This window comes from Rhodococcus sp. 06-1460-1B, assembly GCF_002258475.1.
GTDB classification, from domain to species: domain Bacteria; phylum Actinomycetota; class Actinomycetes; order Mycobacteriales; family Mycobacteriaceae; genus Rhodococcoides; species Rhodococcoides fascians.
The window spans coordinates 1-12,292 of record NZ_NOYS01000037.1; the positions used below are offsets into that span (position 1 = coordinate 1).

The window sequence follows — 12,292 nt, forward strand, 5'->3', positions numbered from 1 at the left end:
GGAGGAAAGGGGGCGGGGAAATGCGGGCGGCCGACAGAAGCCGGCGACACCAGAACCAACTCAGTCGAGGCGCGCGAGCACCACGCGCAGTCCCACGACGCTGGCGATGGGGAACAGGGCAGCGACCAGCCATGGGATTGCTGCGCCCCAGCCGGTGTCGGGTGACGCGTCGATCACCGCTCCGACGGCGATCGAGCCGAGGAGTACCCCGATGCCGCCGAGGGAGGCCATGAATCCGTAGTACGAGCCGAGTCGGCGTTCGGCAGCCATCTTGGGGACGAGGTCGCGCGCCTGCGGCATCGCGATCATCTGCCCCAGTGCCAGCAGCAACACGAACAGGGCGGCCGGAATGAGGCCGACGAGCCCCGTCAGCTCCAGAGGACTGAGGACCGCCACCAGCGCGAAAGAGAGTGCCATGACGGCAAACCCGACCGGCAGCGTGATGCGCGGCGAGACCGCGGCGACGCGTCGGGTGATGGGCAATTGCGTCGTGACGACGAGTACTGCGGAGATTGCGAAGAACCAGCCGAGTACCGTCTGGGTTCCCCAGGCCCGTTCGACCTCGAGGGGGAGCAGCAGATACAGCTGGTTGTAGGCCACCAACTGCGCGCTCATGGCGGCGGCGAACAGCACGAAGGTGCGGTTGCGGATCACGTCGGTCCAGCCCGAGAGCCACGGATCGTCGCGGTGTTCGCCGGGCTCGCGCGGCAGCCATCTGATGTGTGCGGCGATGACGAGTACGAAAATGACTGCGGCCGTGAGGCATGCGATCCGGAAATCGGCCAACAACAGCAGAGATCCGATGAGTGGGCCGGTGAACGATCCGATCTGATTGCACACCGACAACAGCGCGAAGGTCTGAACTCGGGTGGCACCGCCGCTGCGTTCGCTCTTGCCTGCTTCGATGGCGATCGCGGATTCCACTGCGGGAGAAAACAATGCGGCCGCGAACCCGACCAGTACCGTCGCGGCGACGACACCGGCGAGAGAATCGAACGCAGCCAGGCCCAGGAACCCCAGTACTCGCAGGACACAGCCGACGAGGACCACCGGCTTGATGCCCCACCGATCGGCGAGGGTGCCGCCCACGAAGAACAGGCCCTGCTGCGAGAACGTTCGGATACCGAGGACGACGCCGACGAGTGCCGCTCCGAGTCCGAGATCGGACGTCAGGTGCACCGACAGATACGGCAACACCATGAAAAAGCCGATGTTGAACGTCATCTGGGTGAGAACCAGCAATCGCACCGTGGGCGTGGCGCGCCCGAGGTCGACGAGAAACGACCACCGCCACCGCGTCGGCGACTTGTCGGTCCTCGAACTCATGTAACGCGCCCTCCTGCATCGACTTTGCCGTCAACGCTACCGGTCGTTCTCACCCGCCCCGACGTCGCGCTGGCGACGGAGACGGCGAGGACGGCCAGTGCGATCAACGACGCCAGCGGAGCGGCCGCAACCCACGGTGCTCGCTCGACGGCGGCTACCCCGTCGGACAGGATCAGTCCCCAATCCGCGGTCGGCGGTTGCGGACCGAGTCCCAGAAATCCGAGGGCGGCGAGCGCCAGAGCGACACCGGGCAGGCGGATCATGGCGTGCCGAAACACGGCCGGCAGCACACCGGGAACGATGGACCCGAACAGGATTCGACCGTTGCCGGCACCGAGTGTCGGCAGGATGGAGATGTAGGGCTGTGCTCGCGCCTCGTCGACGAGTGCGGCGGTGTGCGCGGCGAGTGGAGCCCACGTCACGATCAGGACCGCGACAGCCGCCCCGCCGGCGCTCGGACCCCAGATCGCGGCGATGAGGATGCCGGTCACGACGGGCGGAGCGGAATTGGTGACCTCCACGAGCCCTCGGGTTGCTCGGGGAATCAACCCCAGCAGCACCCCGACGAACAGGGCCGCCAGCGTGACTGCCAGCGACAGTCCGATCGATCGCACAGCCCCGTCCGCCACTCGGGCGAGCAGGTCGCGGCCGGACGCGTCGGTTCCGAACGGGAACTCCGACGATGGTCGGGCGAACTTCTCACGTGTGGTGACCTGGCCGTCTCGTGGCAGCCCCACCAGAACCATGACCGCGAGCAGCGATGCGGCTGCAATCGGAACGATCCACCGACGCGGTGACGGGTGGAACACCCCGGCCGGGATCGGCATCGCCTTCTCGTGCAGTGCGCTGCCGAGCAGTAGACGGCGCAACAGTTCCGCCGCGATACCGAGGGCGGCACTGACGGCCAGCAGCAGCAGGATGTCGATCTGTAGGGCGGGCAGGTCCTGCGACTGCGCGTCACCGAGCGTCGAGCGCCCCAATCCCGGTATGGCGAAGACCTTTTCGACGGCCACTGCACCGCCCGTCATGGCGACCATGATCAAGCCGACCTGCGAGGCGAGTCCCGGGACGGCCCGGCGCAACACAGCGAGCGCGATCTGCCGCCGGGAGAACCCGGCCACCGTCCACGTGGTCACCCATCCCTCGGTGAAGGTGACGGCTACTGCGTCGGCGAGGAGACGACCGATCAATCCACCCGCTGGAAGGCCCAGTGCCAGTGCGGGTAACACCGCATATTCCGGCCCGTTCCACCCGTACGCCGGAAACGACAACCACACTGCTCCGACGACCACCAGTACCGAGGCGAGCAGGAACTCGGGCAGGGACGTCAGGGCAGCGGCGACGCTTCCGCCGGTACGTTTCGGCGTGCCGCGCAGCCCGGCCCGCATGCTCGGCAGGACGACGAGAGCGGCCGTCACGAGCGCGACGACCATCGCGAAACCCATCAGGGTCAGCGAGACGGACAGTGCCTCGAGCGCACCGGGCAGTACGGGTTTGCCGGTGTTCCAGGATGTTCCGGGGTTGCCCGACGCGAGGCCGGTGAGCCAGTTCCAGAAGGTTCGTAGCGGCCCGGCGTCGAGACCGAGGTCGTTGCGGATGGCCGCGAGGGCCTCGGGGGTCGCTTCTTGCTCGGCGGAGCGTGCCCGCAGAATGCTCAGTGCGGGGTCTCGGTCGGACAACCACGGCAGCATACCGACGAGCAGTACGACGCCCGCCACCGAGAGCAGCCGTGAGGCAGTCGTTCTCACTGCCTACTCGAAGGCGGTCTGGTTGGTGATCAAGGTGCGCTCGCGTGGATCGCGAGCCACGCCGGTCACGTTCTCGGATTCTCCTTGGATGACGCGTTCGTGCAGCAGCGGTACCGCAGCGTCTTTCTCGAGGATCAGTTTTTCGGCCTCGAGTATTGCGGTGCGGCGAGCGTCGCCGGGATCGGTGGCTGCGGCGTCGGCGAGCGCGGTGTCGACCTGCGGATCGCAGAACTGCGAGATGTTGAACGATCCCTCGCAGGCGAAGTCGGAGTACATGTACGCCGCCGGGTCTCCGGAGTCGAGCACGGTGGCGCGGGAAAGAATGAACGCATCGAATGCACCGGCGAGAGCATCGGTTTCGATGAACTGATACTCGCGTACGACCTGTTCGACGACGAAGCCCTTGGCTTCGAGCTCCTGCTGCAGCAGCACCGCGACCTCCGGGAGTTCGGCTCGGTCGGTGAAGGTGGCGAGGGTGATCTTCTTGCCCGCGGCGTCGCCGGCCGCGGTCTGCGTACGCGACGGCCGGTCGGCTGCCCACGGCAGAGCGGGGCCGAGCAGTCCCTTCGCGACGTCGGCGCGGCCCTCGTACACCTGATCGACCAGACGGTCGCGGTCGATCGATTCGCGTGCGGCTGCGCGCATGGCCGGGTCTGCGAAGACCCCGGACTCGGTGTTCAGGTACAGGGTGTTGGTGCGCGGCATCGGCACCTCGTGCACGAGTGCCTGATCGACGTTGGCGGCCTGAGACACCGGAATCGCCTCCACCACATCGGCTGTGCCGTTGCGTAGCGCTGCGGCGCGGGCCGTGCCGTCGGGTACGAAGTCGACGTCGATGCCGGAGACCTTCGCCGGCTCTCCCCAGTAGTTCTCGTTGCGGTCGAGAGTTGCTGTCGACGTGCCGTTCACGGCCTTCAGCACGAAGGGCCCGGTGCCGGTTCCGATGGGGTTGCTGCTGCCCGTCGAGTACGCGTCGGGTGCCAGGATGGCCAGCTGTGGGCTCGACAGTCGTTGCGGTACCAGTGGATCGACGTCGGCAGTGGTCACGGCGACGCTGTCGGCGTCGGTGGCGGTCACCGTCATGTCGACGCCGTCGAGGATGCGCGGCTTGGGGGCCGACTGCGTGGCTGCGGTCAGTGCGGTGACGACGGCCGCTGCGTCGAGCGGGGCTCCGTTGTGGAACGTGACGTCCGGCCGGATGTCGAAGTTCCAGGTCCGATCGTCCACGCGGTTCCAGGCGGTGGCCAGACCCGGCTCGGCCTCACCGAGATCGTCGAGAACGATCAACGTCTCGGCGGTGGACCAGCGCGACAGCTTGAAGGCGTCGTCACTGAACTGGGACAACCCCGAACGAGGTGGCTGCAGCATTGCGACGCGCACGCGGTTCTCGCCGTCGTCGGAGGAGGCAGAACTGGACGAAAAGCACCCGGTGAGCGTCAGTGTGCCCACTGCTGCGAGCGCGCCGATGCGAAACATGTTGCTGGTCAATGTAGCTCCTGATTGTGTTACGTGAGCCGAGGAACGGCGTCGATCAGATCTCGGGTGTGCTCGTGCTGGGGCCGAGTGAGAACGGTGCGGACAGAACCGGATTCGACGATGCGACCCTCCTGCATCACCGACACGTCGCTGCAGAGTCTGGCCACGGCCGACAGGTCGTGGCTGACGATCAGCAGCGCACCCGGTAGGCCGGCAAGTACATCGAGCACCTGCTCTCTGAGGTCGGGATCGAGTCCACTGACCGGCTCGTCCGCCAACAGATAGTGCGGCGCGCAGGCCACGGCTCGGGCGATGGCGACTCGTTGTTTCTGTCCGCCGGACAACTCGGCCGAACGGCGAGCCAAGAAGTGCGCATCGAGTCCGACGGCAGACAATGCGCCGGTGGCCGTGGCTCGGTGATCACCCTCGATACCGAGTAGGCGTAGCGGAGTAGCGACGAGGTCGAGGACGCTGCGGCGCGGGTCGAGGCTGGTCGCCGGATCCTGCGGAATGTACTGCACCCGGCGGCGGAACCACCGTAGCGATCCGGCCGATCCGGGTCGGACGACTCGCCCGTCGAGCGAGATACTTCCGCCGCTCGGGGCATCGACGGCCAGCAGCAAGCGCAGCAATGTCGTTTTACCGGAACCGGATTCACCGACGACGGCAATCCGGCCGGTCGGCGGCACCGCGAACGTGACGGCATCCAACGCGGTGTGCGACGTGCCGTGCCGGTCGTACTGCCGCGTGAGTGCCGTACCCACCAAACCGGCAGACTCGTCCAGGCTCACGATGCAACCAGCTGCCGGAACGGGTCAGCCGCCCGAGCCACGTCGATCATCTGTCGCGTTCGATCCGAGCATGGGTTCTTGAGTACCGTTGCAGTGGAACCGGATTCGATGATTCTGCCGGAATCGAGAACCAGCAGGTGGTCGCACAACTGCGCGGCGACGGCGATGTCGTGGGTGATCAGTAGCAACGACGGCACCTGCCGCAGAGCGTCGAGAACGCGCGCCTGACTCAGGACGTCCAGTGCCGTCGTCGGTTCGTCGGCGATCACCAAGGAGGACTGACGCGCCAATGCCATTGCGATGCATACACGTTGACGTTGCCCGCCGGAGAGTTCGAGTGGGTGCGAGGCCAGGACGCGCGCGGTGTCGTGCAGACCGACGCGTTCCAGCAGCGCGGCGGCGTCCCGAGTGCGCAACTGGGCACCGACGGTCACCATCGGGTTCAACGCGGTTGCGGAGTCCTGGAACACCATCGCCGGACGAGCGCTGCGCGGACGCTGCGGCGTCGGAACTCCTGCGACGTCGTGGCCGTCGACCACGACGCGACCGGAGCACGTCAGTCCCGGCGGCAGAGATCCGACCAGAGCAGACGCGATGGAGGACTTTCCCGAACCCGAGGCGCCCAGCAGGCCGACGCGTCGACCCGTGGGTATCTCGAACGAGACGCCGTTGACGATGCGGGTGCGGCCGGCGTCGACGCATAGATCCTCGACGACGAGCACGACGAACTCCTGAGTCTGGAAGTGGGAATGACTTCGACAATCGTTGTCGCTTGAACCATAGGCGAGCGCCGTACTGGAAACAACTCGGCGACGCTTATGCTGGCCCGGTGAGCAGGCCGAGGGACGCACAGCGGTCGGCCGTCTACGACGCCGAACAACTGGTGCGAACCATGTTCGATCGCGCCGAGGAGCGCGACAACCGCGTCGTCACGGTGATGGGTTCCCAGATCACGCTGCCGATCGAGCGGAAGTTCGCCTCGCTGACATCCGTGCAGACCTACGTCGATGCGGTGCTGGCGATGGACTGGATCACGGCCACCTGGCCGAACGTCGGCCGTGTGATCACCGTCCGCGCTCGTTCGGGCTCGGGTGCCGCCCACTACGAGCGCGATACCGCCACCATCGCCGTACCCCTGCACCAGGGCAATCGGGCCTGGGCGCTGCGCGAGCTGGTGGTGCTCCACGAACTGGCTCACCACTTCGGTGACGAGGACGAGCAACAGCACGGCGGAGCGTTCGTCGATCGCTACATCACGTTGGTCGGCGACATCGTCGGCTCCGAGGCCGGGTTCGTTCTCCGAGCGATGATGGCCGAGAGCGGAGTACGAGTCGGCTGATCTCGGTCGACGTGCATCGCGGGAAACGAGGTGCATCATGGGTGAGACAGCCCACACGACGAGGAGACGTACATGACCGTCAAGATCGGTGTTCAGCTTCAGCCCCAGCACGCGCCCGACTATCAGCTGATCCGCGACGCGGTGCTGCGGTCCGAAGACGCGGGAGTCGACATCGTCTTCAACTGGGACCACTTCTATCCGCTGTACGGCGACCTCGACGGCGCGCATTTCGAGTGCTGGACGATGCTCGGTGCCTGGGCCGAGCAGACGTCGAACGTGGAGATCGGCGCGCTCGTCACCGGAGGTGGCTACCGCAACCCCGACCTGCTGGCAGACATGGCGCGCACCGTCGATCACATCAGCGGCGGCCGACTGATTCTCGGTATCGGTGCCGGATGGAACGAGAAGGACTACGACAACTTCGGCTACGAATTCGGTACGGCCGGTTCACGTCTGGCGCTGCTCAAGGAGAGCCTCGGCAGGATTCGGCACCGCCTCGACGTCGGTAACCCGGCCCCGACGCGAGACATCCCGATCCTCATCGGCGGCGGCGGTGAGAAGAAGACCCTCAAGCTCGTGGCCGAGTACGCCCACATCTGGCACAGCTTCGCCGACCTCGATGCACTGAAGCGTAAATCCAAGATCCTCGCCGAGCACGGCACCACCGTCGGGCGGGACACCTCGGGCATCACCCGCTCGGTCTCGTGGCCGGGCGCGGACACCGCACAGGACTTCGTCGACGCCGGAGCCACGCTGTTCACCGTCGGTACCGGGGGACCGGATTACGACCTCACGGAACTGGGCGAGGCCATCGCGTGGCGGGACGCACACCGCTAGACGCGATTGAGGTGAGGGAATTTCGGGAACAAGCGGGTTGCTTCATACAACTGCAATGTGATTGTGGTGTGCCTCCATCGGCACGATAGCCTCGTTCGTCCCTCCCGATTGCACCTAGGAGCTTCATCTTGAACACACGTCGTTTACGAGGCCGTGCCATCGCAGCAGTTGCTGCGACGCTCGCACTCACGCTCGGAGCCGTCGCGTGTTCCGACGGAAGCTCGGGTGGCACCGGCGAGAACGCTCTGGCCGGTTCCGACCAGGCCTCGCTCGACAAGTACACGACCGACAGCGTCACCGCGCTCGATCAGATCGACACCGCGAACCTCGGTCTGATCAAGCCGGGGACGTTGTACGTCGGCACCCTGTCCGACGCGCCGCCGAACATCTTCATCGACGACGCAGGCAACTTCACCGGCTTCGACAACGAGCTACTCAAAGCCGTCGCGGCCAAGCTGAACCTCACCGTCGAATTCTCGGCGACCGAGTTCTCGGGCCTGCTCGCAGCGGTCAACAACAAGGTCTACGACGCCGGTTCCTCGTCCATCTCGACCACGGACGCCCGTCGTCAGACCGTCGGCTTCACCAACGGTTACGACTTCGGTGAGATGGCACTGGTCGCGAAGAACGACTACTCGATCAAAACGATCGCCGAGTTGAACGCCGATCAGCGCATCGCCGTCGTGCAGGGCACCGTGCAGGACGATTACGTCACCAACACCCTCGGCATCGAGCCGGTGCGGTTCCCGGATTACAACACCGCGTACGCGAACGTGAAGTCCGGTCAGGTCGACGCCTGGGTCGCACCGTCGCAGCAGGCAACCGGTCAGGTCAAGACCGAGGACGGTGTCTCCATTCTGGAGAAGACCATCAACACCACCAACTTCACCGCCTACGCCGTCGCCAAGGACAACCAGCCGTTGATCGACGCCCTGAACGCCGGCCTCGACGCCGTGGTCGACGACGGCACCTGGAGCACGCTCGAGAAGCAGTGGTACCCGGACCGTGAGGTCCCCACCGACTGGAAGCCGGGCAGCAAGGCGTCCGTTCTGCCGGCGTCGTAAGGGCACTCGTACCTCATGAGCACTCTGTCGAATCTGTACGACACGTTCTTCGATTGGGAACTGATCGGCGAGACCATTCCCAAACTGGTCACGGTCGGATTGCCGAACACCCTCATTCTGGCGGTCTCGTCGGGAGTGATCGGTACCGTGATCGGACTCGGGCTGGCGGTGGCGGGTATCTCCCGCACCCGCTGGCTCCGGTGGCCGGCGCGGGTGTACACGGACATCTTTCGTGGACTACCCGCCGCCGTGGTCATCCTGCTCATCGGCCTCGGGTTCGGCCCGACGCTGACCCAATTCACCGGCAGCAGAAGCCCGTTCCCGTTGGGCATCCTGGCACTGTCGTTGATGGCAGCGGCCTACTTCGGTGAGATCTTCCGCTCCGGCATTCAGAGTGTCGACTCCGGACAGCTCGAAGCCTCCCGCGCACTGGGTTTCAGCTACCGCCGGTCCATGAACCTTGTGGTCGTGCCGCAGGGCATTCGGCGCGTGCTGCCGGCGATCGTCAACCAGTTCATCTCGTTGATCAAGGACAGCTCGCTGATCTACTTCCTGGGTCTGCTTGCCTCGCAACGAGAATTGTTCCGCGTCGGCCAGGACACCGCCGCCCAGACCGGCAATCTCTCGCCGCTGCTGGCCGCCGGATTGTTCTATCTCATCCTGACCATCCCACTGACGCACCTGGTCAATTACATCGACCGACGCCTGCGATCCGGTAAGGCCGACACCTCGGGCACCCTCGGTCCCGTCGAAACATCCATCGTGGTGGAGAGGTAGCCGACGTGACTTCAGTTTCTCTGACCGGCAAGGACATTCACCTGTCGTTCGGTACCAACAAGGTTCTGCGTGGGGTGAGCCTGCATGTCGACGCAGGTAAGACCACCACCGTCATCGGGCCCTCGGGCTCGGGTAAGTCCACGCTGTTGCGGGCCCTCAATCGCCTGCACGAGCCCGAGCAGGGAGACATCCTGCTCGACGGCAAGTCGGTGCTGAAGGACAATCCCGACGAACTTCGTCAACGCATCGGCATGGTGTTCCAGCACTTCAACCTGTTCCCGCACAAGACCGTCGCCGACAACATCGCGCTCGGGCCGCAGAAGCTGCTGGGGCTCAACAAGGATGCGGCGCGCGCGGCCGCGATGGAGCAGCTCGAACTGGTGGGCCTGGCCAACAAGGCGGATTCGCGTCCGGGCAATCTCTCCGGCGGCCAGCAGCAGCGCGTCGCCATCGCGCGAGCACTGGCCATGAAGCCCGAGGTGATGTTCTTCGACGAGGCCACCTCTGCACTGGACCCGGAACTGGTCAAGGGAGTGCTGGCATTGATGGCCGACCTCGCCAAGGGCGGCATGACGATGGTCGTGGTGACCCACGAAATGGGCTTCGCTCGGTCGGTGTCGAACAAGGTCCTGTTCATGGATCACGGCAGCGCCGTCGAAACCGGAACGCCGGAGCAGTTGTTCGACGATCCGCACACCGATCGACTGAAGACATTCCTCTCGCAGGTGCTGTAGCAGCGACCAAGGGTTACCTCGTTATCCGGGACTTCACCTGAGCGTTCCTTTACTTTCGCTTTTGGGTGACAGCGTGCCGTGACATGAAGCCACTGCCCCTGTTCGCCGTTCACGACGGAAGCTCCAAACGATCATCGTTGACCTGCAAGTACAAGTGCGGCGATGCCTGTTTCCACGAGATTCCCAATACGTCGAAGGGCCAGTACTTCGGCGACATCGTCAAGACCGCGATGTCACGGCGCGGCGTCATCAAGGGCGGGGCCATGGCAGTGCTCGCCGTCGGTGCCGGTAGCGCACTGGCCGCATGTTCGACCGACGAGCCGGCCGCGACCGGTAGCGCAACCACGGGTACGTCGGGAACCGATACTCCGCCCGTCGACGGCGTAGATTTCGTTGCAGTGGAACCGAACACCGAGGATGCCGTCGTCGTTCCCGACGGTTACGAGCAGGGCATCGTCATTCGGTGGGGCGACGCCGTCGTCGCGGGCGCACCGGCCTTCGACTTCGACAAGCAGACGGGCGCTGCGCAGGAGAAGCAGTTCGGTTTCAACAACGACTTCGCCGGCCTGCTGCCGATCGAGGGCACGCCCAACGCCCACCTGCTGGTGGTCAACCACGAGTACAGCACCGAGCCGGCAATGTTCAAGGGCTACGACGCGGAGAACCCCACCCGCGAGCAGTTCGACGTAGCCCTTGCGGCACATGGACTTTCCGTCGTGCAGGTGCAGGGCGAATCGGGCACCGGCAAGCTCACCCCCGCTATGGGCCAGTACAACCGGCGCATCACCGGCACCACCGAGTTCGTTATCACCGGGCCCGCCGCAGGCAGCGACTTCCTCAAAACCAGCGTGGACCCCACCGGCACCAAGGTGTTCGGCACGTTCAACAACTGCTCGGGCGGTCTGACCCCGTGGGGAACGGTGCTCTCCGGCGAGGAGAACTTCAACCAGTATTTCGCCAACGCTGAGACCGTCACGGATGCGACTGTGGCCAAGCGCCTGTCGCGCTACGGCGTCGAAGGCGGTGCCAGCGAACGTAAGTGGGAGCGCTTCGACAAGCGATTCGATCTGGCTCAGGAACCCAACGAGGTCAATCGATTCGGCTACATCGTCGAGGTGAATCCGTGGGATCCGCAGTCGGCCCCTATCAAGCACACCGCTCTGGGCCGGTTCAAGCACGAGGCCGCGACCATCCACGTCACCGACGACGGCACCGTCGTGGCGTACAGCGGCGACGACGAACGTTTCGACTACATGTACAAGTTCGTCTCGAGCCGAAAGATGATGCCCGGCACCGGCCAGGCCGCGATGCGCAACAACCTGACCTTGCTCGACGCCGGCACGCTCTACGTCGCCAACCTCACCGGCGATACGCCCGACGAGATCGACGGCTCGGGCACGCTGCCCTCCAACGGTGAATTCCGTGGCAGCGGAACGTGGATCCCCTTGCTCGAAACCGGCGAGGACGGCCGCGGCAAGTCTCTCGTCGACGGTATGTCGGCCGAGGAAGTCGCCGTGTTCACCCGTCAGGCGGGCGACGCAGTGGGCGCGACCAAGATGGACCGCCCCGAAGACTTCGAGCCGAACCCGGTGACCGGCAAGGTGTATGTCGCACTGACCAACAACTCCAACCGCGGCACCGAGGGCAAGGCGGCCGCCGACGAGGCCAATCCCCGCAACAAGAACAAGAACGGGCAGGTACTCGAACTCGACGACGACCACGCCGGGACGTCGTTCACGTGGAACCTGTTGTTGGTCTGCGGTGATCCGAACGAGGCCGACACGTACTTCGGCGGATTCGACAAGAGTCAGGTCAGCCCCATCTCGTGCCCCGACAACCTCGCCTTCGACTCGAAGGGCAACCTGTGGGTCTCGACCGACGGTAATGCCCTCGACTCCAACGACGGCCTGTTCGCCGTGGTGCTCGACGGCCCCCGTCGCGGCGAGACACGTCAGTTCCTGACCGTCCCCGCCGGCGGCGAGACCTGTGGCCCCATCGTCACCGACGAGCGCGTCATGGTCTGCGTCCAGCACCCGGGTGAAAGCGACGACGCCACCGCCGACGCTCCGATCTCGCACTGGCCCGACGGCGGCGACACGCAGCCGCGGCCGTCCATCGTCGCGGTGTGGAAGTCCGCCTAGCCCAGACTGTTCCGATAGAGCCACGATGCCCGTAGTCGAATCCTCGACTACGGGCATCG

Annotated in this window: 9 protein-coding genes and 1 pseudogene; 5 read left to right on the forward strand and 5 right to left on the reverse strand. The window is 65.4% G+C overall.

The features are described 5' to 3' along the window. Positions 1–60: 60 nt before the first annotated feature. The 5 genes from CH268_RS21720 to CH268_RS21740 are packed head-to-tail and all read right to left on the reverse strand — an operon-like array spanning position 61 to position 6,063. The gene (locus tag CH268_RS21720; protein ID WP_094665869.1) at positions 61–1,326 is read right to left on the reverse strand and encodes an MDR family MFS transporter; all 1,266 of its coding nucleotides are present in this window, start codon (positions 1,324–1,326) and stop codon (positions 61–63) included. Beyond that, positions 1,323–3,074 (reverse strand): ABC transporter permease subunit, encoded by a 1,752-nt coding sequence (locus tag CH268_RS21725; protein ID WP_217900930.1) that lies wholly within the window; start codon positions 3,072–3,074, stop codon positions 1,323–1,325. The genes CH268_RS21720 and CH268_RS21725 overlap by 4 nt, the downstream gene beginning before the upstream one ends. Positions 3,075–3,077: 3 nt before the next feature. After that, positions 3,078–4,562, reverse strand: a complete 1,485-nt coding sequence (locus CH268_RS21730) for an ABC transporter substrate-binding protein (RefSeq protein ID WP_255182471.1) — start codon at positions 4,560–4,562, stop codon at positions 3,078–3,080. Between the two features lie 17 nt (positions 4,563–4,579). Next, on the reverse strand, positions 4,580–5,341 hold the full coding sequence (locus CH268_RS21735) for an ABC transporter ATP-binding protein (RefSeq protein WP_176458022.1): 762 nt from the start codon (positions 5,339–5,341) through the stop codon (positions 4,580–4,582). Continuing rightward, on the reverse strand, positions 5,338–6,063 hold the full coding sequence (locus tag CH268_RS21740; RefSeq protein WP_094665872.1) for an ATP-binding cassette domain-containing protein: 726 nt from the start codon (positions 6,061–6,063) through the stop codon (positions 5,338–5,340). Before CH268_RS21740 ends, CH268_RS21735 begins: the two co-directional genes overlap by 4 nt. A 107-nt stretch (positions 6,064–6,170) precedes the next feature. Between CH268_RS21740 and CH268_RS21745 the strand changes: the two genes are divergently transcribed. The 5 genes and pseudogenes from CH268_RS21745 (at position 6,171) to CH268_RS21770 (ending at position 12,233) form a co-directional block, all read left to right on the forward strand. Then, positions 6,171–6,680 (forward strand): TIGR04338 family metallohydrolase, encoded by a 510-nt coding sequence (locus tag CH268_RS21745; protein WP_094665873.1) that lies wholly within the window; start codon positions 6,171–6,173, stop codon positions 6,678–6,680. A 72-nt stretch (positions 6,681–6,752) separates the two neighbouring features. Continuing rightward, positions 6,753–7,517 carry an LLM class F420-dependent oxidoreductase gene (locus tag CH268_RS21750; RefSeq protein WP_094665874.1) on the forward strand — a complete coding sequence of 255 codons (765 nt, stop codon included), beginning with the start codon at positions 6,753–6,755 and terminating at the stop codon, positions 7,515–7,517. Between the two features lie 125 nt (positions 7,518–7,642). Then, positions 7,643–9,358: pseudogene (locus tag CH268_RS28315) on the forward strand (ABC transporter substrate-binding protein/permease). A 5-nt stretch (positions 9,359–9,363) separates the two neighbouring features. Next, positions 9,364–10,092: an amino acid ABC transporter ATP-binding protein gene (locus CH268_RS21765; protein WP_174557188.1), complete on the forward strand. Its 729-nt coding sequence runs from the start codon at positions 9,364–9,366 to the stop codon at positions 10,090–10,092. A gap of 83 nt (positions 10,093–10,175) precedes the next feature. Continuing rightward, the gene (locus CH268_RS21770) at positions 10,176–12,233 is read left to right on the forward strand and encodes a PhoX family protein (protein WP_094665875.1); all 2,058 of its coding nucleotides are present in this window, start codon (positions 10,176–10,178) and stop codon (positions 12,231–12,233) included. Positions 12,234–12,292 lie beyond the last annotated feature (59 nt).